Consider the following 23079-nt stretch of genomic DNA (forward strand, 5'->3'; position numbering starts at 1 on the left):
TGATGATAGTCTGTGGCTAGCAATAAGCAAAAGAGCATTCTTAAAAGAACCTTTCCCTTCTTAAGACAACTCACCCAGTCTAAAGATTTAACGGTTGTGGCTTTTGTGATTGCTATTTTAGGCATCATCATCGTGCCCCTGCCCCCTTTTTTACTTGATTTTTTACTCACCATTTCTATTGCCCTCTCTGTGCTTATTATCCTAATTGGGCTTTATATCACCAAACCTACCGATTTTAGTGCCTTCCCTACTTTGCTTTTAATTGTAACTTTGTATCGCCTTGCTCTTAATGTCGCCACCACGCGCATGATTTTAACGCAAGGGTATAAAGGCCCTAGTGCGGTGAGTGATATTATTAGCGCCTTTGGGGAATTTACTGTCAGCGGGAATTATGTCATTGGCACGATTATTTTTAGTATTTTGGTGCTAGTTAATCTTTTAGTTGTTACCAACGGCTCAACCCGTGTTACAGAGGTACGCGCCCGTTTTGCACTAGATGCCATGCCGGGTAAACAAATGGCCATTGATGCGGATTTAAACTCCGGGTTAATTGATAGCGAAGAGGCAAAAAGAAGGCGCGCAAGCTTAACACAAGAGGCAGATTTTTACGGCGCAATGGATGGAGCTAGCAAATTTGTTAAAGGCGATGCGATTGCCTCCATTATCATCACGCTGATTAATATCATCGGGGGTTTTTTAGTGGGGGTGTTTCAAAGAGATATGAGTGTGAGTTTTAGCGCCTCTACTTTTACAATTTTAACGATTGGCGATGGGCTAGTAGGACAGATTCCAGCCCTCATTATTGCCACCGCAACCGGTATTGTCGCCACGCGTACCACCCAGCATGAAGAAGAAAATTTTGCCAGTAAGCTTATCACCCAGTTAACCGATAAAAGCAAGACTCTAGTGATCGTGGGTTGCGTGCTTTTGCTTTTTGCTAGTATCCCCGGATTGCCTACTTTTTCTATGGCCTTTGTGGGGAGCTTGTTTTTATTTATTGCATGGCTGATCTCAAGGGAGGGTAAAGACAATCTTTTTACTAAGTTTGAAAGGTGGCTTGGTAAAAAAACAGGGATAGATTTAATGCCAAAAGAATCCACCCCCCTTGATCAAGCCCCCAGCCGCACCCAAAAGAGTGCAGAAGAGATTAAAAAAGAAGAAGAGCAGGCCATTAATGAGGTACTTAAAATTGAATTTTTAGAGCTTGCGCTAGGTTATCAGCTTATTTCTTTAGCCGATGTCAAGCAGGGCGGGGATTTACTTGAGCGCATTAGAGGTATTAGAAAGAAAATTGCAAGCGATTATGGCTTTTTAATGCCTCAGATTCGTATCCGTGATAATTTACAACTCCCCCCTACTCACTATGAGATCAAACTTAAAGGAATCACAATCGGAGATGGGAGCGTGATGCCCGATCGTTTCCTAGCGATGAATACAGGTTTTGCGGGTAAGCAAATAGAGGGCATTGCTACTAAAGAGCCGGCCTTTGGAATGGATGCGCTTTGGATTGAGCCAAAAGATAAAGAGGAGGCGATCATTCAGGGTTATACCATTATCGATCCTTCTACCGTAATTGCCACACACACTAGCGAACTGGTTAAAAGTTACGCGGAGGAATTCATCACCAAAGATGAGGTTAAATCGCTTTTAGATCGTTTAAGCAATGACTACCCGGCCATTGTAGAGGAGGCTAAAAAAGTCCCAACAGGGGTAATTCGATCTGTCCTACAAGAACTCTTGCATGAAAAAATCCCGATTAAAGACATGCTCACCATTTTAGAAACCATCACCGATATTGCCCCGAGTGTGCAAAATGATATTGGCATTTTAACCGAACAGGTGCGCGCTAGACTTTCACGCGTGATCACTAATATTTTTAAATCCGAAGATGGAACGCTTAAACTCCTCACTTTAAGTACAGCTACCGAACAATTTTTACTCAATAAACTCAAAGATCAACCCTCCGGGAAATTTTTGCTTTTAAACGCAACAGAGATGCAGCAATTAATAGAAAATGTCTCAGCAGAATCGATGAAAATTTTACAACGCGGGATTGCCCCAGTTATTTTAATTGTTGATCCAGAGTTGCGCCGTCCGCTCTCAACTAAAATGGAACAATTTAAAATTGATATTGTGGTGCTTAGCCACGCGGAATTAGACACCAACGCTAAGTATGAGGTATTGGGTACAATTAACATCAACTTTTAAGGAATGGCATGCAGGTTTTTCATTTATCCCACATTGATTTAGATGGTTATGGTTGCCAGTTTGTTAGCCGTTGTTTTTTCAGTGAAATCAAGTTTTATAATGCTAATTATGGGCGCGAGGTAGGGGCTAGATTGCATGAGATCATCACCGATACTAAAAAGGCTATCAAAATGATTGCCATTGGGCATACTTTCAGGCGCGATCACGACACCACCCACACGCCTATGTTTTCTCAAGTAGAGGGGCTAGTGGTGGATAAAGGGGTGCATTTTGGGCATCTTAAGCATATTTTAGAGGAGTTTTTACAGGCCGGTTTAGAAGCTTCTAAGGTTTATACATGGTCCTTTTTACTCACGGAGCGCAGCGCTTCTAAGATCACTTGGGAAACTCTAAAGGCGCAATATCCACTCAAAGAGGGGAGCAATAAAGAAAAATTAGAGCTATTAGTGGCGATGATTAATTCTATTGATATTTGGAAAGAAGGAGAATTTGGCTTTGATTTGGGTAAGGTGTGCATGCGCATGATTGCTAGCACCCATGATTGCTATGCTCTCCTGTGGAATTAATGATTTGCGTAGTTTCTTTGAAACGGATTTGCGCTTTTTAAAGGCTTTTTGATGTTACTACACACCGCCCACCTAGATTATTTTTTAGATACAAAGACGCTAGATATTTTACAGCTTAGTGAGGATTTAGCCCGTGTGGGGCTAGATATTGCCTCTAATGCGCAGGTGGCTTTACTTTCGCGTAAAAAAGAGGAGTGTAAGGTCTCTTGTGGGGATAAAGTAGGGTTTATGAGTTATGCAATGGGGGGCATTAGCGTGCTAGCCAATCTCTTTTTAACCCAAAATCCTGAGTTTGATTTTTATATTGATGTTGGGTTTAAGGGTTCGGTGAGTTTGCGCTCCAATGGAAAATGCGATGTGAGTCAGTTAAGGCAGCATTCGCGGGGTGGCGGGGGGCATAAAAACGCCAGCGGAGGAAAAATTGAGGATTTTAAAGAGAGTTTTAGTTACTATGATATTAAAGAGCAACTGGAGAGGGCTTTTAGCAAAGAAAAGGAGAGCAAGGGGTTTTTTACCAACCGCTTTAACTTTTGAGCTTTTTAAACTTTAGGAAGGGGAGATGGTGCGTTTATCTGTTTTTTTGTCTTTTTTGCTAGGAGCTTTTTTTCTAACCGGGTGTGCGAGTTATCAAATCAGGCCAGAGAATATTACCAGTTATAACAATGGAATTAAAGTTCTCACATCAGGCAAGGCCAAATCTAAGGTACAAATTGAAGTCGCACAAAAGAAACTTAAGGGGCTAGATAACCCGCCTTTAGTTTTATATGTGGGAGCACAACTTATAGGGGGTAGCCCGGTGGATTTTGACACTTCTAATATTTCTGCGAGCGAAAATGGGGTAGAGTTGCCGGTATTGACTTTCCAACAAATGTTTAAATCCAGTTATGATTTTGAACCCATTTTACAAAGTTATAATATCGCCACCCCGGATAGCAATATCGCAACAAGTGGCATAGGTCCTTCTATGTTTTACTATGGACAAGGGGGTTTTTTAGCCTATGACATGATGTTTGGCCCCTTTATGATGATGGATGATGTACAAACCCAAGAGATTATGCAAGAGGAAAGACAGGCCTTTAAAATCATGGCAATTAACTACCTTAAACGCTCTACTCTAAGAGTAAATGGGAAGGCAAAGGGTGGCTTTGTGGTGATTAACTCTAGGGGGATTACACCCGGAGTTGTCATGATCAAAGTGTCTTTAGAGGGGGAAACACACACCTTTAAACTAGATGTACGCTAAAGGAAAGTCTTTGCAAAATTTAAAAGACCAACTGGAATATCTTAAAAAGGTTGATTCTCTTAAAGACCTTGAGGATTTGCGCCTAAAGATTTTAGGCAAAAAGGGTATCTTGGCTCAAGCCTTTAGTGATTTAAAAAGCCTTGATCCTGAGGCAAAAGGTAAGCAAGCAGCTAAGCTTAACCAATTTAAAGAAAGCTTTATTACCCTGCATGCTAGAAAAAAGCAAGAGTTACAGGCTTTAGAGTTAGAGGAGAGGTTATTCTCTGAAAAGCTTGATCCTAGCCTAGCTCATACCCATTTTAGCGCAAGTTTAGGCCATCCGCTTAACTACACTAAAGAGCGCATCATCGCCCACTTCATTCAGCGGGGCTTTAAACTCCATTTAGGAAAGCTAATAGAAGATGATTTTTATAATTTTAGCGCGCTAAATATCCCCCCACATCACCCCGCCCGCGCCATGCAAGATACTTTCTATTTTAAAGATGCTAAGCTTTTGCGTACCCATACCTCACCCGCACAAATCCATGCCATGCAAAGTCAAAACCCTCCGCTTAAAATGATTGCCATTGGGCATACTTTCAGGCGCGATCACGACACCACCCACACGCCTATGTTTTCTCAAGTAGAGGGGCTAGTGGTGGATAAAGGGGTGCATTTTGGGCATCTTAAGCATATTTTAGAGGAGTTTTTACAGGCCTTTTTTGGAGAAATTAAGGTGCGTTGGCGCGCAAGCTTCTTTCCCTTTACAGAGCCTAGCGCAGAGGTAGATATTAGCTGTGTCTTTTGCAAACAAAAGGGGTGTAAGGTGTGCAAACAAAGCGGCTGGCTTGAGGTTTTAGGAGCAGGCTGTGTACACCCTGCTGTCTTTAAGAATGTGGGCTTGAAAAATGTTAGCGGGTATGCCTTTGGGCTAGGAATAGAACGGCTTGCTATGCTCTCCTGTGGAATTAATGATTTGCGTAGTTTCTTTGAAACGGATTTGCGCTTTTTAAAGGCTTTTTGATGTTACTACACACCGCCCACCTAGATTATTTTTTAGATACAAAGACGCTAGATATTTTACAGCTTAGTGAGGATTTAGCCCGTGTGGGGCTAGAGGTGGAGAGTATTTGCAGGTTTAACTGGCCACAAGTTGTGGTTGCAAAGGTGCTGACAAAAGAAAAACACCCCAACGCTGAGAAATTAAGCCTTTGTCAGGTTGATAGCGGATCGCAGGTTTTAGAAATTGTGTGCGGGGCGCATAATGTAGAGGCGGGGCAATTTGTGGCCCTAGCGCTAGAGGGGGCGTATCTGCCAGCTATTAACACACACATTAAACCTAGCATAATTCGCGGGGTAGAGAGTTTTGGCATGATCTGCTCAGCCAAAGAATTAGGTTTGCCTTCCATTTATGAGGGGATTTTAATCTTAGATGATAGTCTACATAAAAGCCCTCTAATTCCCGGTATAGCTCTTGATCAACTTGACTTTTTTCAAGGCGCGCTTTTAGACATTGCCATTACACCTAATCGTGGGGATTGTTTAAGTGTTTTAGGCCTAGCTAAAGAGATCGCAGCCCTATATTCTTTAAAACTCACCCTGCCTAAAATCCCCCCTTTGCAAAACCCGCTTTCCTTAAACCTTCCACAAGACCTGCCCCTTGTTTTAGGCTATGCCTCCTTTAAGTTAGAAAAGTCGCACCTGCCCTTAGAAATTTTACTCACTTTAGCCCTGCAAAATAACCTACAAAAAAACCCTCTCTCTAATCTTTTAGAGTACACCACCTATTTAAGTGGTGTGATTATGCACGCCTACCCCGCGCATATTTCTTTAAATATCCAAAAAGATTCTTTAGGTTTTGTACGGGTTTTTGACGCTTATAAAGAGCTCTCTAACATCGCTATTTCCTCCCCTCAAACACAAGATTTAGATTGTTTATTAGAGGCTAGTTTTTTAGACCCTAACTACATAGCCACTAGATTACACGCGCACAATCTAAAACACAACGCCCTAACCCAGCGCACCACACGCGGGAGCAATCCTGATGTGGGTTTAGCTTTTGGGATTTTACAGACTCTTTTAAAGCGCTTTAATATTCCCTTTTCTTTACATTTGCGCTTTTTAAGCCCTCCACTAAATCCTAAAACTCTAGAGATAAGCGCTGTAAAAATTGCCAAGATTTTAGGCCTAAGGCTTTCTAGTAAGAAAATCCAAAATGTCTTAGAAGCTTTGGGTTTTAAGGTGCAATCTCAAAATTCTAGTTTAATTGTACAAATCCCACTAGATCGCCATGACATCACGCTTGAGGAGGATATTGCAGAGGAAGTACTGCGCTTTATAGGCCTAGATAAAATCCCCTCTACCCCCCTGCTTCTTTTTGAAAAAGAAATTAACAACCCCCACTACACCCGTTTTCTCTTTGAGCGCCAGCTAGCCTATAAAGCCCTAGCCTTACAATTTAATGAGGTGGTGCACTATCTTTTTACCAAAAAAGAAAATTTAGAAAAGCTAGGTTATCCAACTTTGCAAGAACATTTAGACTTGCTTAATCCTATCAGTAGCGATCTTAACACCCTGCGCACCTCTTTAATCCCCGGGCTTTTAGAAGCCAGCAAACGCAATAAAAACTTGGGCTTTAAAAGTATCGCTCTTTTTGAGTTAGGCAGTGTCTACAATGCACAAAGAGAGGAGGGGCAAAGTTTGGCTTTTCTAGCATGTGGATTACAAATTACCCCCCACTACCCAAACCCTAAAGGAACACCTTGGGATTTTTATAGCTTTGCGCGTACACTCTCCCAAATCATAGGCCCTTTTGATCTCAAACCCCTTAGTACAAAAGAGTATCAAGACCACCCCTTTTTAAACACCACCTACCACCCCCACCAAAGCGCGCGTATCTTTAAAGATGGGTGCTCTTTAGGCTTTTTAGGTGCGATTCACCCAGCAATTATCCAACAAGAAGATCTGTTAGAGGGCTTTATTGCTGAGATTAATAGCGCTTTACTCGTTGCTAAAGCCTATCAAGCTGAGGCGTTTTCTAAATTGCCCACTAGTTTACGGGATTTAACAGTGATAGTGGCTAAAGATTGTATCTTTGCAGAGATTAAAGATAAACTTTTAAAAGCAAATATTGCTCACTTACAAGAAGTCTTTCCTTTAGATATTTACCCAGAAAATGCCCACGAAATAGCTCTGAGTTTGCGCCTAAAAATCCAATCTCAAGAGGCTTTAAACGATGTTGCCATAGAAGAAGTAGTTAGGCATACCCTACGCGTACTTGAACAACACTTTCAGGCCAAACTCAAATGATCTTGCATATTAGCCCGGCTAAAAGTTTTGATCTAGAGTTAAAAGAGCTAAGCACGGATAAATCTTTGAGTCATCGCGTACTTTTATGCGCCCTTTTTACTAATAAACCCTGTTTTGTACAGGACCTACTCATGGGGCAGGATTGTTTGAGTACATTAAGCATTGTGAGGGCCTTAGGGCTTAGAGTGCAAAAAGAAGCGCCTAATATACTTAAACTCACTCCCCCTAAACAATTCTTGCGCTTTAACGAGCCTAAAAAGGTGCTTCATTGCCATAATTCGGGTACAACTATGCGCCTTTTAAGCGGTCTATTAAGTAGCAGTACAACCCAGCAAAACCACTATATTTTAATAGGCGATGTTTCTTTGAGTGAGCGGCCTATGGGGCGTGTGGTTGTGCCTTTAAAACAAATGGGCGCACAGATAAGAGGTAGGGCACATAATACCTTAGCCCCTCTAAGCATTGTAAGTACACCTCTACAAGGGATTAACTATGTCAGCCCGCTTGCTTCTGCCCAGCTTAAAAGCGCTCTTTTGTTGGCCACTTTACAGGCTAAAAGTGCTAGCACCTTAAGCGAGCCATCTTTGAGCCGCAACCACACCGAATTAATGCTACAAACTTTAGGGGCTAATCTTAAAATGAATAAACAGACAATCTTTTTAGAGCCCTTAGATAAACCCTTAGAATCTTTTTCTTGGCACATTCCAAACGATCCTTCTAGTGCCTTTTATTTTGCCCTAGCGGTGATGCTTGTGCCTCAAAGTGCAGTGCTTTTAAAACGGGTACTTTTAAACCCCACGCGTATAGAGGCCTTCAAGGTCTTAGAAAAAATGGGCGCACAGATAAGCTACACCCCCACAGAATACATGGGCGCAGAAGAAGTAGGAGATATTTATGTTAAACATGCCAGCCTTAAAGCTATTAACTTAGAGAGTAATATTGCCTTTTTAATTGATGAATTGCCCGCTTTGGCGGTGGCCATGGCGGTGGCTAAGGGGGTGAGTGTGGTTAAGAATGCGCAGGAGCTACGCGTTAAAGAGAGCGATCGCATCACAACTATCCTAGCCAATCTAAAAAAAATGGGAATAGAATGCCAAGCTTTTAAAGATGGCTTTAGTATTCAAGGGGGGACTTTAAAAAGCCCTCAAGAACCCCTAGAGAGTTTTAACGATCATCGAATCGCTTTGAGTTTTGCAATAGCGCTTTTAGCCTGTGGAGGAGAGATTAAAAATACAGAGTGCATGGCTATTTCTTTCCCTAAGTTTGAAGAGATTTTAAACCAAATCACTCCCATTAAGGCAGTACATGCAAGTTAAAATGGCTAAAAATTATGGTTTTTGTTTTGGAGTTAAGCGGGCTATTGAGATTGCCCAAAAGAATAAAAATAGTGTAACTCTAGGGTCTTTGATTCATAATCCTAAAGAAATTAAGAGGCTTGAGCAAAATTTTAATGTCAAGGTACAAGAAAATGTGAGCGCCATTGAATCTAATAGCCATGTGATTATCCGCACCCATGGCATTCCTAAAAACGATTTGACTTTGCTTAAAGAAAAGGGCGCGCATATTATTGATGCCACATGCCCTTATGTGATCAAACCCCAGCAAATTGTAGAAAAAATGAGTGCTAAAGGCTATCAGATTGTAATCTTTGGCGATGCTAACCACCCTGAGGTTAAGGGGGTGATTAGTTATGCACACACCCCGCCCTTAGTGATCAATTCTTTAGAGCAACTTTACACCCAAAAACTTTCTAAAAGAGTAGCGCTTGTTTCTCAAACCACCAAACAGACCCCCCAACTCTTAGAAATTGCCTCTTTTTTAATTGTCCGTTGTGCTGAAGTGCGCATTTTTAACACGATCTGTAATGCCACCTTTGAAAACCAAGAAGCCGTAAGAGAGTTAAGTCAGGAGGTAGATATTATGGTCGTAGTAGGGGGTAAGACCTCTTCAAACACCAAACAGCTCTTTAACATCGCTAAAGAATTTTGTACAGATAGCTACTTAGTAGAGGACTTTAAAGATTTAGATCCCACTTGGTTTATGGGCAAAAAGCTCTGTGGCATTAGTGCAGGGGCTTCTACTCCTGATTGGATCATTGAGGGGGTAAGAGAAAAGATTTTGGGGTTTTAGGACTATTTGTGTTTTTTAAGAATTTGGAGGTCTTTTTTACAAGCTAAATATATTTAGATCAAAAGCAGGCTTGGTGGTCAAAAGGCTTGTTGCACAGTTCAAAGGCTAGGCCACTAAGAAAGCCAACGAACCCTAACGAACTAATTTTTAAAAGCGATGATTTTAAAATAGACGGCGCATAGCCATCATTTTAAGTAGGGTACTTATCCTGTGATCATGCAACTTAATATAAACTTAGAACGGCTTAGCTAGTTTGTTGCATAGTTCAAAGGGTCAAAAAATCCGCCAAAAACTTAGCAAAAAACGCTTATTGTATAAAAGTCCCCAGTTTGATTGGTGAAGCGTCCGGGCTGCAGCACCAGAATTACTAACCCATGTTAGACGGATAGGGCTCCGCTATTCTATCTGGTTACCTATGCTTAAAGCTTGTTTAACTAAAAAAGGGTAGCTTACAACGGCTTTAGTAAGCACGCTCTCCCTAGCGCGACTCTGGCAAATCTACTTTTTTAGTAAATACACGCTATGCTAAGAGTATTTCAATGCTAGTTTGAATCTAGTTAATTGAAGTTTGGGCGGTGATATAAAATTGCCATTAAGATACTAGAAGGCGCCAACTGGTTAAGTTCGTTGATGTGGAGTGATGATGTGGCTAAAATCAAAAGCAACATGGATAACAAGAAACTTATTTATCAAGATAGTAGGTTTAAGTGGTGATGTACTACCCCAAGAGATTACTAACGCATGTTAGACGAGCAGGGTCTCGCGCTTTTTAAGCTACTCTTGTGAGTATCTAGCAACCAGTGAAGGCGCGTTTTCTAAAGGCATTTAAGAGGGAGGTAGCCCCCACCAGCTTAGGGGGCACGAGTCTTAACCCTGTCGCAACACATGGTAGATACTATCGCACACCTTTATACCCGGTCTCTCTGTGCTGTAATTCTATAGTGGGTTTAATCCCTCTTGATTCTAAGCTATCTACTAGCTTGACTAACTCTGTATCTAACTGGGTTTTGTCTTTACTAATAATGGCCGCTCTTAGATAATCCCCTGTGGCACTTATATCCTCCTGCTTGCGCGCAATTTTACTTTCAATGCTAGATTCACTCTTAAGAATTTGGCCTAACTCTAAGGAATTATTAGCACTCTTAAGATTTTCTAAAAACTCTTTAAACTCCCCCTCTTGAGCTTTAGCGGTGTTGTAAAGTTCTGTGGCTGATCAGAAAGATGACTTAATAAGACAGGTGCAAGTTTTAGAACTTTATTGTTCTAAGCTAGGCTTTGACTACGAGGTCTTTGCTGACTTTAAAGCTGGAATGAATTACTAAGTCAAATATCTTTTTTTCATTATAAATTTGATCTAGAGAGGTCAGGTTAAACGCTTGGTGCTTACCCATAAGGATAGATTGTTGCGCTTTGGAGCTGAGTTGGGTTTTAGCATTTGTGAGGCTAAAGAAGTTGAAGTTATTCTGATTAATAAAGGCGACGAAAATGTGCGTTTTGAGGAGGAATTAGTTAAAGATGTCTTAGAGATTATTACGGTTTTCTCAGCGCGTCTATATGGCTCTAGGTCTAAAAAGAATAAAAAGCTATTAGAACAAATGCAAGCAGTGGTAGAGAACAATGTTTCAGATAACCCATAAAGTCCAACTGAGCCCTAATAATAAGGCTAAAACTTACTTTAAAAAAGCTTACGGGTGTGCACGACTTGCATACAATTGGGGGCTTGCTAGGTGGAAAGAAAACTATCAGAATGGAATTACAACTAACCATCTTGCTCTTAAAAAAGAGTTTAATGCTATCAAAAAAGAGCAGTTTCCTTTTGTTTATGAGGTTAGCAAATATGCCACACAACAGCCCTTTATGCATCTTGGTCTAGCTTTTACTAAATTCTTTAGAGACTTAAAACAAGGGAAACTAAGTTACCCGCGTTTCAAAAAGAAAAGAGAATTTCAGGGCAAGTTTTATATCGGAGGTGATCAGATTAAAATCATTCAGGGCTATAAGCGCGATTACCTAAAAATCCCCAATTTATCCAAGATTAAGATGTGTGAGAAATTACGCTTTAAGGGAAAAATTAGCGGGGTAACTATTTCAATAAAAGGCTCTAAATTCTTTGTTTCTATTGCAATGGAGATCACCAAAAACGAGTTTGTCCACACCCATAAGCCTTTAAAAAATTTTAAAACTATAGGCATAGATACCGGTATTAAATCTTTTGTGAGTTTATCTAATGGTTTGCAGATTAAAGCCCCCAAGCCCTTAACTAAGCTCACAAGGAGGCTAACAAGACTTCAACTTTCTAAGAAGCAACACCCGAAAGCCAAAGGTGATAAACTTAAGAAGTCTAGAAAATTTCTAAAAGCCTCTTTAAGGCTAAACAAACTACACCAGCGTATTTCTAATATTCGTTTAGATTTTCTACACAAATTGACCAGTGTCTTAGTGTCTCATTTTGATCCTTTTTGTCTTGAGAGTTTAAGAGTGAATAATATGCTTAAAAACCATAAATTAGCTAAGTCTTTAGCAGATGTGGGTATTTCTGCGTTTAACACCTTGCTAGAGTAAAGGGCTAAGTATTTTGGCAAAGAGATTAAAAGAGCTGATCCTTTCTATCCAAGCTCTAAGACTTGTTCTAATTGTGGGCATTTAAAAACAGATCTAAGCTTGAGTGATCGCATGTATTCTTGCTCTCATTGTGGCTTAGTTCTTGATAGAGATTACAATGCTAGTTTGAATCTAGTTAAACATTTAGTAGGTAAAGCTCTTACCGAATTTACGCCTGTGGACATGACGGCTCTATTAGCTGATTTGAAAACAAACCAGTTAGTAACTAGCATGGTAGAAACAGGAATACAACAAAAATCCCATGCTCTTAGTCTATAGATTTATAGAATTTTATGGGATTTTATAGGTTTGTAGGAGCGGTAAGTTCTGGTCTCCCTTTAAGTCTTCTAAAGACTTTCTGACTAATACGGATTTTTCAGAGTATGATTATCTTGGCTTTTTGCAACTAAAGCGTCTAACTCCTTATCTTTTAGCGTTTGCCTAACCCCCTGCTCCCTTAGCACATGGTAGATACTATCGCACACCTTTATACCCGGTCTCTCTGTGCTGTAATTCTATAGTGGGTTTAATCCCTCTTGATTCTAAGCTATCTACTAGCTTGACTAACTCTGTATCTAACTGGGTTTTGTCTTTACTAATAATGGCCGCTCTTAGATAATCCCCTGTGGCACTTATATCCTCCTGCTTGCGCGCAATTTTACTTTCAATGCTAGATTCACTCTTAAGAATTTGGCCTAACTCTAAGGAATTATTAGCACTCTTAAGATTTTCTAAAAACTCTTTAAACTCCCCCTCTTGAGCTTTAGCGGTGTTGTAAAGTTCTGTGGCTTTTGCTTTAAAATCTTGACTTTTAAGGGGGGGAGTGGTAATTTCTTTGGTGGCGGTAGGCAGTTTAGGACTGTAACCGCCTTTGTAGTCTATAAAGTTACGATCGCTGTAAAAGTCAAATATCTTTTTTTCATTATTCAACTCATCTACAACAACCCTTAGCGTTGTCCCGTTTTCTGCTTGTGATGTGTAAGCATATCTTTAAAAGTTCATCTGCACTTAGCCCACCCGTTTTCTCAGTGCCAAAGTGCTTAATAATGATTTTTCTAGCTCCTGTCTTTCTGCTACCTGTTTCTAATCTATAAAGGTCTTTTAAATCTTTGCCAACAATAGTTGTACTAGGAATTTCGCCTTTAAAAACTTTTAAGATTTCTTGTTGTTCTGGGTTTAGCTTTGTAGTATCAATTTTGGCTAATTCTTGATAGGCGTTGTCTGCTTTGGTCTGTACTTCATCTTGTACTTTTACAGGCACTTCACTTTGTAGAGCTCTCCCCTCCACACTCTGCCCCGCCTCTTGTGCTTCATTCCGTAAACCTTTAGTATTTACAGGTGTTTCAGCTACTCCCCCACTGCTAACACTCCCCCCACCCTCCACACTCTTAGGTAAATTCTGTTCAATCTCTCTAATTAGGGCTCTAGTAGCGTTGCTAAATTCAGCTCTACTTGCGATTTTGTTAAGATTTTGTTTAAAGGCCTCTATGCTGTGGCTCTTATTTAATGCGGCTTTAATGTGATATCTGAGTGCTGCACCACTTACTTTATCATTGAGTGCTTTAGCAAAGGGGATATAGGGCAGAGTTCTAACAATAAAGCCAAAGGCGGCTTTAGTAACTTGGAATTGTGCAGCCCCGCCTACACTAGTAGCAATACTACTTCCAATAGTTCCCCCCGTAGTGGGCTTAAGCGCTTTAGCAATAGCGCTATCTTGATTAAATAATCTATGAAAGCCCTTAGCAATTTCTATAAAGTCTTTAGCGCCTTGAGTTTTAAAACTACTCTCTTTAAGTTCCTCTAGCGCATTCATAAACTTAAAGCTATCTAGCACGCTAATATCTTGGGCATCAACAAGGGATTTTTTAAAAAGTCTATCAAGCATATTAAGTTCTAAGACTTCTCTATTAGAGTTACTTAAACCTTTGCTAATGGCACTGAGATTATCTAGCTTATCACCCTGCCCTTTAGTAAACTTAATAAGGCTATCAAGGGCTTTTTCTGTGCTATTGTGCGCATCTCTTAGCCCTAATTTCTTAACATCTTTTAGGGTCTGTTTCATAGTCGCATAATCATTTAGCGCGGTGTTGTAGAGTTCTTTGTATTGATCTACTTTATTTTTAGGGAGTTGTTCAAATAAGTTATCAATGCCTGCTTTAATGTCTCTTCTTAAAAACCCTTCTAAAGCTCTATTGATATAATCTTTAAAGTTAGGGTCTTTAGTATTCTTGTGATAAGCATTAAGGAGCTTAAGAGAGCTATTGAGTTGTCTAAAGTTCACCCCTGCAGGGTTATAAATGTTTTTCTCAATCACATTTAAAAAGCCTTTAGCCTCTTGATCTAAACCTTGATCTTTTAACTCGGCTTTAAACTGGTTAAAACTTAATCCATTGGCTTTATTCTCTGGGTTTAGTGTGGTCTTAATATCGTTTGTTAGCACCGCTGGGATTGTTTTGTCTATAGCGTCGTTATAACTTTCCTTAGTGCCTTTTTCTAGATCATCAAAGATTGCCTTTATATCGCCCTTATTTAGCTGGAGATTTTCAAGCTGTTCTTTTAGGTTTGCTGTAGTCTTGTTTAGAATACTTTTAAGGGTGTTATGGGCTTGTACACTGCTATTTGCCGCTTCCGTTAAGAAGGCTAAAAGGTTACCACTTTGATCGGCTCTAATGGCTCTAATGTTTGAAAAATTAATCAATTAATCAAGATAAATTAGGGAGTTTAAGGAAATAATAAGTCCTTCAAATAATGGCTTGATAGGGGCTTGTGGAGGAATAGGGGATGATAGTGGAGATTTCTTACTTTTACAATGCTACCACGAGAATGTATTTAGGTTTTTTATAGACTAGAGTGTTGAGCACCAACAGTGCTTTTTAACCAATTTGTAGCATTCCCCGCACTCTTACCCATTCACTCCTCATCTCCTGCATTTGTTTTATCTATTAATTTAGCCTTCATGCCAACTGCTGTTGATCCACGCGGTAAATCAAAGAGCACCACTGCATTAGCCCCAATCTTAACATCATCTCCAATCACCACTGCCCCCAAAACCTTAGCCCCTGCCCCCACCACCACACGATTACCTAAAGTTGGGTGGCGTTTACCCTTATGTTTACCTGTACCTCCCAAAGTTACGCCATGATAAATCGTAACATCATTGCCAATTTGTGTGGTTTCGCCAATCACCACACCCATGCCATGATCAATAAAAAGTCCGCGCCCAATTTGTGCTCCCGGGTGGATCTCTATCCCGGTTAAAAAGCGCGCTAACTGAGAAAGTGCACGGGCTAAAAAGTAAAATCGGCGTTTATGAAGGGCATGGGCTAGGCGATGGGCTAAAAGCGCATGCACGCCCGGATAAAGCAATAAAACCTCCCACTTATTCCGAGCGGCTGGGTCTTGTTGTAAAGCGCGCTCTAAACTATAGCGCAGATCCAGCATCATAAAGTCCAGTTGAAAGGTACTTCTCTCCTCCATCAGGTGCTAGGGCAAGTACAGATTTACCCTTGCCAAGTTGGCGCGCTACTTGCATCCCTGCAAAGATAGCCGCCCCTGAGGAGATTCCTACTAAAATCCCCTCTTTTTCTCCAAAAAGTCTAGCTGTATGTGCTGCATCGCGCTCATCTACAGCAATCACTCCGTCTACTACCGCTTTATCATAATTAGCCGGTACAAATCCCACACCAATCCCCTGTATTTTATGAGGACTATGTTTACCCCCACTTAAAATAGGCGATTGTGCGGGTTCTACTGCAATAATTTGGGCAGTGTGGTTTTTCTCTTTAAATTTACGCCCCACCCCTGCAATAGTGCCTCCTGTTCCTACACCAAAGACAACCGCATCTACTTTAGGCAAATCTTTTAAAATTTCTTCTGCGGTGGTGTTGTAGTGTTTTTGAGGGTTAGCCGGATTTTCAAATTGCTGCGGGATAAAATAGCCCTCTTGTTTTCCTATTTCTAAAGCCTTATCAATTGCCCCTTTAGTGCCTTGTGATCCGGGTGTTAAAATCAACTCAGCGCCATAAGCCCTAATGAGCTCACGGCGTTCTACACTCATGGTATCTGGCATCACAATCATCACTTTATAGCCCTTAAGTAAGCCCATTAAAGCCAGAGCAATGCCTGTATTACCACTGGTAGGTTCAATAATGCTCATTCCCTTTTTAAGCCGCCCATCTTTTTCTGCTTGCTCAATCATTCCCAAAGCCGCGCGATCTTTTACACTACCCCCCGGATTAAACTTTTCTAACTTAATAAAAAGATCAGCCGCGCCCGCTTCTAAGAGGTGGTTAGTTTTTAAAATGGGCGTATTACCGATAAGTTCTAAAGCGTTTTGATAAACCATAAAAAATCCTTAAATGGTGGGTAGCGTTTTTAAAAACTCTAGCGCACCCGGATCGCGGTGATCAAAAAAGGCGCTTTGTTGCTGATCGATCTGCGCGATGGTCTGCATATCCTCAGAGGGGAGGCTGAAATCAAAAATCTGGCTATTTTCCACCATGCGCACTTTTTTATCTGTTTTAAATAAAACCACAATTTCTCTTTGCACTAGCCAGCGCAAGATCACCTGAGCGATGCTTTTATTATGCTTGTTTGCGATCTCTTGTAAAGTAGAGTTGTTAAAAATGTTGTTGCGGCCTTCTGCAAAAGGTCCCCAAGCCTGTGGCTGGACTTTATATTTTTGCATGGTTTCTTGGGCCTTAATTTGCTGGTGGAAGGGGTTGATCTCAATTTGATTAATGGCAGGGACTACTTGGGTGAAACTAACTAAATCTGCAAGGCGATCGGGGTAAAAATTACTCACCCCAATGCATTTAAGTTTGCCCTCTTTATAAAGATCTTCTAAAGCGCGGTAAGTCCCATAATAGTCGTTAAAGGGTTGGTGAATCAACACTAAATCCAAATAATCTAATTGCATTCTTCTTAAAGAGCACTCTATAGATGCTTTAGCTTTTTTCTCCCCAGCATTGTTAAACCAAACTTTAGTCGTGATAAAAAGCTCTTCACGGGGCACACTGGTTTTTTTAATCGCAGAGCCAACCCCACCCTCGTTTTGATACATCTGTGCGGTGTCAATTAAGCGATACCCGCATTCAATGGCTTCTAAAACCGCCTTTTCACAGGCATCATCTGGGATTTGAAACACCCCAAAACCTAAAATAGGGATTTTCACTCCATTATTTAAAGTTACAAACTCCACTTAATCTCCTTGCTTAAAGAATAAAAGGCGCTTACCTAATAGCACAAAAAAGTTAACTCCGTTCCAAAAATAAATCTTTCTCACTAATACTCTCCCCCTCGCTTAAAATAGCTGCCCTCTCTACTACTGAGAGCAACTCGCGGATATTGCCATGCCAAGTGTAATTAAGCAAACACTCTTGCGCGCTTTTAGAAAAATGTTTTTGCCCTAAATTATAAACCTGTAATACTTCTTTAAGTTTCCACTCGGCTAGGGGTAAAATCTCCTCTTTGCGCTCTTTAAGTGGGGGGATATTTAGCGGAATGGTTTGTAAGCGGAAAAATAAATCCTCGCGAAATTCTTTAGCCGCGATCTTTTCTTGGATATTGGTATTCGTGGCTGCAATAAAGCGCAAATCAACCTTAATAGTTTTATTACTCCCAAGCCGCATCAGCTCTTTTTCTTGAATCACCCGTAAAAGTTTGCTCTGTAGTTTTAAAGGCATTTCGCTAATTTCATCTAAAAACACACTCCCCTTATGTGCCATTTCAAATAAACCGGGCTTTGTCGCTGTGGCATCTGTAAATGCCCCCTTTTCATAGCCAAAAAGCTCGGATTCTAAGAGGTGTTCAGGGATAGCAGCCATATTAATAGCCATAAAAGGCTCTTTAGCGCGTTTAGAATGGGTGTGGATAAAGCGGGCAAAAACTTCCTTACCCACCCCGCTAGGGCCTTGTAAAAACACGCTGGCATCTGTAACTGCTGCTTTTAAAGCCTGTTTTTGCACGGCCTCTAGGGCTTGAGAGGAAGCGATGAAAAATTCTTTAGAAGGCTTTTGTTTGGGTTTATTTTTATGAAACTCTAGTACTCTTTTACTGCGATAAATAGATTCTAAGAGTAGTTCTGGTTTAAAAGGCTTTTGGAAAAAATCTTTCACCCCCAAACGGATAGACTCAATGGCTTTATTAAGGGTAGCATTGCCTGTAATCACAATGGCCTCATAACGCCCCTCTAAATGGCGCAAAAATTCTAATCCGTCCATTTGGGGCATGTTAATATCTGTAATGATGAGCTCAAAACTCTCATCTAAAGCCTTCAGCGCCTCCTTAGGTCCTTTAAAAGCCACCACCTCCAAATCCTCTTGATCGCTAAAAAAGAGCTCTAAACTCTTGCGCATGTTAATATCATCCTCTACGATGGCAATTTTCATGCTATCTCCTTAAATAAACTTCAAGTACCAACAAAGCCCCTTCTAAATGCATATTAACAGGCGCTATAATGCGCAAAGTGGTGTTATTTTGGTTTTGAAAATGGATGTTAAATCCGCTACTTTGTACTTGTACCTCTCCTTTATACAGACAATCCACCACCTGATCTTGGTAAGTTTGTAGCAAAATATCTAGTAAAAAGGGCTTTTGTTTGGAGGAGAGTGTAGGCTCTTTAATAGGAATTTCACAGTTAAAACTCTTTTTACTTGCATGTTCTTTTAAAGCCCGGCTAAAACCAAAGCTTGCACGGGTAGCAATTCCATTTTGCACCTGCATGGCATAAGAAATCATAAATTCCTCGGCTTGCAAAAGCCCTACCAAGGCCAATAAAAAAGCCTTATGTGGGCGACACAAAAAACACCCTTAGTCTTTCCATATCCTACAAACTCCAAGTGGCTAGCACAAAACCCACAATTTTATGGTGGCGTTTTCCAATGGCTGGTTTATCCCATTTCTTCTCTGCCTCTACAAAGTTTTTTATTTCTTGTTGCTGGGATAGTGAAGAATTTTGATAACTCTCCAGTTTTTCAGAAAAAGCCTTATTGCCAATAGAAGCATTGTGCGATCCACCAATGAGTAAGAGATTGCCAATGCAGTTAAGATAACACCTTTGATAAAAATCATCATCGTAAGCACAATACCCGCTTTTAAGCCGTTCGTCATTTTCCTTTTGGGGAGTGATATGCTCAATTTGGAGGTTTTTTAAATCCTTAAGTTCAGAGGCATAGCCTTTAAACCGGGTGTGTTGCCCTTGCAAGTGGTTTTCATAGCGCGCCAAAATCATGGTTACAACCTTGCGATAACGATCCTCCCAGCGTTCAGGGGTAAGCGCATTTTCCATATTCGCATCTCTCCAATAATCGTTTTTGCAGATATATTCAACTTCCTGTGTTAAAAAATCTGCACTGGTGAAGTTTTGCAAGATCCATTGTAGTCTAGTGCGCAAATCCGCGCGGGTGTTAATTAGCTTATGCCTAAAGGCGATGACCTCCAAAGCTTTAAAGACTTGCTCTAAAAGAGTTTGTTTTTCTGGGGCATTTCTAAAAATGCGGTAAGCCTTAAAGATAAAGGGATACACATGGACTACATCTAGCTCCAAGAGAGAATCTTTATAAGGACTCTCTATTTGGCAAAACTCTTTAGAATCTGCAAAAGCGTTTTTAAGCTCTTGGGTATAGTTTTCAATCCAAGTTAGTTTATCTTCTTGGGTTGGATTTGGGTTATTGGGTGGGTTGTGTAGCTCGCGTTTGTAGTTAGCATTATCGTCATTTTCATTGTAGTTATAGCCTAGTTTGAAATACGAGATATTAAAGAATCGCAAAATAGTATCTTCATCCCAAACCTTAATGTCATTGATCATGCTGTAGATGCTTTCAAAAATGCTAGCAAGCTCTTTTAGTCGCTTTTCTGCGCTCTGTTGATCTTGACTATAGGTGTAGATTTGGTAGGCCAAATAGCTTTTGAGCCGCTCCATGTGTGTTAAAGTCTTGCCCCGGTTGTTTTGTAACTCAAATATCAAGACAGAATCTTTTTTGTTTTTAAATTCCGTGCGCAATACAATGGCGTTTTTGACTTTGTTGAGCAGATTCAAAATATGCTGGGTCTCATGTCTTTTGAGGCGGCCAGTAAAGAATTTTTTAGCTTCCTTGATACGCTCTTGCGAAGGGGTGCTAGGGTTTTCATCCTTTAACTTGTCATCTGTAATGATCATCTCTTTGAAATAGGAATTATCATACTCCACTACTTGGAGTTTAGGATCACGGCGATCAATGAGAAAATCTTCTACCAAATATCTCAAAAAATCTTCGTCACTTTCATCTTGGTCTAATTTTTCCCCTTTTTTGACTTTCTCTGCCAAGACATTGTGCAGGGCACGGATAAAAATAAGAATCGTAGTGATGCATTGTTGTCCATCAATGATATCAATGTGTTTTTGATCTTCTAGCGATTCTAAAAGTACATTTCCAAAGTAGTATTTATTACCCCCACGAGTTACCTCCTCTAAGTCTGCCAAGAATTGATCCCACTGCTCTTTTTCCCACGAATAGGCGCGTTGGTAAAGGGGAATGGTGTAGCAGTGTTTAAAAAATTGCTCTACAGACTGGGTTTGGGATTGCATCAACACTCCTTGTATTAGGATCAGAAAAGAAATACTAACATGATTTCCTAGCCTTTACTCCACTTCATTCTCTTTAGGGCAGGTATTAGCATACACCACCCCATCGCCCTCCACGCTTACAAGCTTAACCCCGCTTGCATGGCGTCCTGTTTCGCGGATACTCTCCATTGGCATGCGAATCATCTTTCCATTTTTAGTCAAAAGCATTAAATCCTGCCCCTCATCTACATGCACAATGGCTACTAAATTCCCCGTTTTAGGCGTGAGTTTAGCCCCAATCACCCCTAAACCTCCCCTATTTTGCAAGCGATAAGCCCCTATTAAAGTTTGTTTGCCCATGCCCTTAGAGCTAATGGTTAAAAGTTTATGCTGATCGCTAAGTGCTATGCTAGCCCCAATGACAAAATCCCCCTCTTTTAAGCGCATACCAATCACCCCCATAGCTGTCCGCCCCATATCTCTCACTCCACTAGCCTTAAAGCGAATACACATCCCCTTAGCTGTGGCCATGAATAATTCTTGATTTTCATGTTCAAGTATCTGTGCGGTTACAAGTGCATCGCCTTCTTTTAGCTCAATAGATCGCACCCCTATGCGTACCCGTCCAAAGGCGCTAAGCTGTGTGCGCTTGATCATGCCCTTTTTAGTAAAGAAAACTAAAAATTTATCCGGGCTAAAATCCGGGGTGGAGAGAATCGCACAGATTTTTTCTCCCGGCTCTATATCAATGAGATTAACTAAGGCCTTACCTATAGCATTACGCCCCATTTCAGGGATTTTATAGACTTTAAGCCAATAGAGTTGCCCTTTATCTGTGATAAAAAGAATGATGTCATGGGTGTTGGCGCTAAAGAAAAACTCTATAAAATCATCTTCATGGGTGTTTCCTGAGATTTTGCCCTTGCCCCCGCGTTTTTGTTGTTCATAGATTTTTAAGGGCATGCGTTTAGCATAGCCTCTATGGCTTAGTGTAACCACCATATCCTCACGGGCGATTAAATCCTCATCGCTTAGCGCTTCATAATCCTCTTCAATCTGGGTTTTACGCGCTGTACTAAATTTTTCTTTGATCTCTAATAATTCCTCTTTGATGAGGTGATTGAGTTTGTCGGCATGCTCTAAAATGGCCTGTAATTCTTGAATGATCGCCTGAAGTTCAGCATGCTCTTTAGAGATTTTTTCTTGCTCTAATCCGGTTAATCTTTGCAAGCGCATTTCTAAAATGGCCTTGCTTTGTTCTTGACTTAGTTGGTGGGCTTGAATTAATGCCTCTTGAGCGCTATGTGTATCGCTACTTTTTTTAATCAGATCAATCACCGCTTCGCTATTTTTCAGCGCAACTAATAACCCCTCTAAAATGTGGATACGGGCTTTGGCTTTTTCTAGTTCGTAAATTGTGCGGCGAATCACAATAGTTTTACGGTGCATTAAAAAGAGTTTAAGCAACTCAAGCAAATTAAAGATACGGGGCTCTTTGTTGTGGATAGCCAGTAAAATAATGCTAAAAGTGCTTTCCATGCCACTAGACTTATACAACTGGTTAAGTACAATCTGGGCGTTGGCTTCTCTTTTTAGATCAATAACAACTCTAATCCCTTCTCGATCGGATTCATCGCGTACTTCAGAAATCCCCTCTACAATTTTATCGCGCGCTAGTTCGCTAATCTGTTCTACAAGTTTAGCTTTATTAGTCTGGTAGGGGACTTCCTCAATGATAATACTCTCCCGCCCCTCTATTCTTTCCAAACGGGTTTTAGCCCGCACGCGGATACGCCCCCGCCCACTGCTATAAGCCTCCAAAATGCCCTGTTTGCCATGAATAATGCCACCTGTTGGAAAATCTGGACCGGGTACTAAATCTAAAATATCGCTCAAGCTAGCTTGCGGGTTTTCTAGCACAAAAATAAGAGCCTCTATAATTTCATCTAGGCGATGAGGGGGGATAGAGGTAGCCATGCCCACAGCAATTCCGCTTGAGCCATTGATGAGCAAATTAGGCAAACGGCTAGGCAGGACATCGGGTTCTTTTAGGGTGTTGTCATAATTGTCGTTAAAATCTACTGTATCTTTATCAATGTCTCTTAAAAGTTCCTCACTTGGAGTTGCCATGCGTGCCTCTGTATAGCGCATCGCCGCGGCATTATCCCCATCAATAGAGCCAAAATTACCTTGCCCATCTACTAAAGGCAGACGCATAGAAAAATCTTGTGCCATGCGCACTAAGGCCTCATAGACTGCACTATCGCCATGGGGGTGGTATTTACCAATGACATCGCCTACAATGCGCGCACTTTTTTTATAAGGCACGCGTGCCCCCAAGCCTAACTCGTGCATAGCATAAAGGATACGCCGGTGTACTGGTTTTAACCCATCGCGTGCATCTGGCAGAGCACGCCCTACAATGACGCTCATGGAGTAATCTAAATAGCTGGCTTTTAACGATTCTTCAATGACAATTTCTTTAACTTCCATAGCAA

18 protein-coding genes and 2 pseudogenes are annotated in these 23079 nt (G+C 40.9%); 11 read left to right on the plus strand and 9 right to left on the minus strand.

Going from position 1 to position 23079, the window contains the following annotated elements; genetic code table 11:
- The first annotated feature begins 12 nt into the window (after nt 1–12).
- From flhA to OO773_RS05925, 11 genes and pseudogenes are all read left to right on the plus strand, one after another.
- A complete protein-coding gene (gene flhA, locus OO773_RS05880; protein WP_006564842.1) occupies nt 13–2208 on the plus strand; it encodes a flagellar biosynthesis protein FlhA in 2196 nt (731 codons plus the stop codon).
- A gap of 8 nt (nt 2209–2216) precedes the next feature.
- Nucleotides 2217–2774: a tRNA ligase subunit PheS family protein gene (locus OO773_RS10005; RefSeq protein ID WP_406600071.1), complete on the plus strand. Its 558-nt coding sequence runs from the start codon at nt 2217–2219 to the stop codon at nt 2772–2774.
- Complete coding sequence (locus tag OO773_RS10010) at nt 2755–2826, plus strand: tRNA ligase subunit PheS family protein (protein ID WP_406600084.1); 72 nt, start codon at nt 2755–2757, stop codon at nt 2824–2826. The genes OO773_RS10005 and OO773_RS10010 overlap by 20 nt, the downstream gene beginning before the upstream one ends.
- Nucleotides 2826–3308: a hypothetical protein gene (locus OO773_RS05890; RefSeq protein WP_264828472.1), complete on the plus strand. Its 483-nt coding sequence runs from the start codon at nt 2826–2828 to the stop codon at nt 3306–3308. Before OO773_RS10010 ends, OO773_RS05890 begins: the two co-directional genes overlap by 1 nt.
- A 25-nt stretch (nt 3309–3333) precedes the next feature.
- Nucleotides 3334–4017 (plus strand): hypothetical protein, encoded by a 684-nt coding sequence (locus OO773_RS05895; protein ID WP_006564844.1) that lies wholly within the window; start codon nt 3334–3336, stop codon nt 4015–4017.
- The gene (gene pheS, locus OO773_RS05900) at nt 4007–5020 is read left to right on the plus strand and encodes a phenylalanine--tRNA ligase subunit alpha (RefSeq protein WP_050780233.1); all 1014 of its coding nucleotides are present in this window, start codon (nt 4007–4009) and stop codon (nt 5018–5020) included. The genes OO773_RS05895 and pheS overlap by 11 nt, the downstream gene beginning before the upstream one ends.
- A complete protein-coding gene (gene ytpR, locus OO773_RS05905; protein WP_231102859.1) occupies nt 5020–7305 on the plus strand; it encodes a YtpR family tRNA-binding protein in 2286 nt (761 codons plus the stop codon). Before pheS ends, ytpR begins: the two co-directional genes overlap by 1 nt.
- Nucleotides 7302–8621, plus strand: coding sequence for a 3-phosphoshikimate 1-carboxyvinyltransferase (gene aroA / locus OO773_RS05910; RefSeq protein ID WP_178137331.1), 1320 nt, complete (start codon nt 7302–7304; stop codon nt 8619–8621). Before ytpR ends, aroA begins: the two co-directional genes overlap by 4 nt.
- On the plus strand, nt 8611–9435 hold the full coding sequence (locus OO773_RS05915) for a 4-hydroxy-3-methylbut-2-enyl diphosphate reductase (protein WP_006564848.1): 825 nt from the start codon (nt 8611–8613) through the stop codon (nt 9433–9435). The genes aroA and OO773_RS05915 overlap by 11 nt, the downstream gene beginning before the upstream one ends.
- 1211 nt (nt 9436–10646) lie before the next feature.
- Nucleotides 10647–11072 (plus strand): annotated as a pseudogene (locus OO773_RS05920) (IS607 family transposase); the annotation flags it as partial.
- Nucleotides 11053–12315: pseudogene (locus OO773_RS05925) on the plus strand (RNA-guided endonuclease InsQ/TnpB family protein). The pseudogenes OO773_RS05920 and OO773_RS05925, both read left to right, overlap by 20 nt.
- Before the next feature lie 195 nt (nt 12316–12510).
- Here OO773_RS05925 and OO773_RS05930 read toward each other — a convergent pair.
- The 9 genes from OO773_RS05930 to gyrA form a co-directional block, all read right to left on the minus strand.
- Nucleotides 12511–12966 (minus strand): hypothetical protein, encoded by a 456-nt coding sequence (locus OO773_RS05930; protein WP_050780239.1) that lies wholly within the window; start codon nt 12964–12966, stop codon nt 12511–12513.
- 1 nt (nt 12967) lies between these two features.
- Nucleotides 12968–14734 carry a hypothetical protein gene (locus OO773_RS05935; RefSeq protein ID WP_264828473.1) on the minus strand — a complete coding sequence of 589 codons (1767 nt, stop codon included), beginning with the start codon at nt 14732–14734 and terminating at the stop codon, nt 12968–12970.
- 212 nt (nt 14735–14946) lie between these two features.
- The gene (epsC, locus tag OO773_RS05940) at nt 14947–15477 is read right to left on the minus strand and encodes a serine O-acetyltransferase EpsC (protein ID WP_034377017.1); all 531 of its coding nucleotides are present in this window, start codon (nt 15475–15477) and stop codon (nt 14947–14949) included.
- Entirely contained in the window at nt 15458–16381 is a 924-nt protein-coding gene (cysK, locus tag OO773_RS05945) for a cysteine synthase A (protein WP_034377015.1), read from the minus strand. The genes epsC and cysK overlap by 20 nt, the downstream gene beginning before the upstream one ends.
- Before the next feature lie 9 nt (nt 16382–16390).
- Entirely contained in the window at nt 16391–17236 is an 846-nt protein-coding gene (locus tag OO773_RS05950; RefSeq protein ID WP_040499363.1) for an aldo/keto reductase, read from the minus strand.
- A gap of 52 nt (nt 17237–17288) precedes the next feature.
- A complete protein-coding gene (locus OO773_RS05955; protein WP_006564962.1) occupies nt 17289–18425 on the minus strand; it encodes a sigma-54-dependent transcriptional regulator in 1137 nt (378 codons plus the stop codon).
- A gap of 1 nt (nt 18426) precedes the next feature.
- On the minus strand, nt 18427–18837 hold the full coding sequence (locus OO773_RS05960; RefSeq protein ID WP_006564961.1) for a hypothetical protein: 411 nt from the start codon (nt 18835–18837) through the stop codon (nt 18427–18429).
- 25 nt (nt 18838–18862) lie between these two features.
- Nucleotides 18863–20602, minus strand: coding sequence for a DUF262 domain-containing protein (locus tag OO773_RS05965; RefSeq protein WP_040499361.1), 1740 nt, complete (start codon nt 20600–20602; stop codon nt 18863–18865).
- A 54-nt stretch (nt 20603–20656) separates the two neighbouring features.
- Nucleotides 20657–23074 (minus strand): DNA gyrase subunit A, encoded by a 2418-nt coding sequence (gyrA, locus tag OO773_RS05970; protein WP_176486494.1) that lies wholly within the window; start codon nt 23072–23074, stop codon nt 20657–20659.
- Nucleotides 23075–23079 lie beyond the last annotated feature (5 nt).

This window comes from Helicobacter suis HS1 (assembly GCF_026000295.1).
GTDB classification, from domain to species: Bacteria; Campylobacterota; Campylobacteria; order Campylobacterales; family Helicobacteraceae; genus Helicobacter; species Helicobacter suis.

Bases quoted from the DNA above. Each gene is read 5' to 3' on its own strand.
- OO773_RS10005 (WP_406600071.1), top strand. From the start codon at position 2,217: ATGCAGGTTTTTCATTTATCCCACATTGATTTAGATGGTTATGGTTGC.
- OO773_RS05890 (WP_264828472.1), top strand. From the start codon at position 2,826: ATGTTACTACACACCGCCCACCTAGATTATTTTTTAGATACAAAGACG.
- OO773_RS05895 (WP_006564844.1), top strand. From the start codon at position 3,334: ATGGTGCGTTTATCTGTTTTTTTGTCTTTTTTGCTAGGAGCTTTTTTT.
- pheS (WP_050780233.1), top strand. From the start codon at position 4,007: ATGTACGCTAAAGGAAAGTCTTTGCAAAATTTAAAAGACCAACTGGAA.
- ytpR (WP_231102859.1), top strand. From the start codon at position 5,020: ATGTTACTACACACCGCCCACCTAGATTATTTTTTAGATACAAAGACG.
- aroA (WP_178137331.1), top strand. From the start codon at position 7,302: ATGATCTTGCATATTAGCCCGGCTAAAAGTTTTGATCTAGAGTTAAAA.
- OO773_RS05915 (WP_006564848.1), top strand. From the start codon at position 8,611: ATGCAAGTTAAAATGGCTAAAAATTATGGTTTTTGTTTTGGAGTTAAG.
- epsC (WP_034377017.1), bottom strand. From the start codon at position 15,477: ATGCTGGATCTGCGCTATAGTTTAGAGCGCGCTTTACAACAAGACCCA.
- cysK (WP_034377015.1), bottom strand. From the start codon at position 16,381: ATGGTTTATCAAAACGCTTTAGAACTTATCGGTAATACGCCCATTTTA.
- OO773_RS05955 (WP_006564962.1), bottom strand. From the start codon at position 18,425: ATGAAAATTGCCATCGTAGAGGATGATATTAACATGCGCAAGAGTTTA.
- OO773_RS05965 (WP_040499361.1), bottom strand. From the start codon at position 20,602: ATGCAATCCCAAACCCAGTCTGTAGAGCAATTTTTTAAACACTGCTAC.
- gyrA (WP_176486494.1), bottom strand. From the start codon at position 23,074: ATGGAAGTTAAAGAAATTGTCATTGAAGAATCGTTAAAAGCCAGCTAT.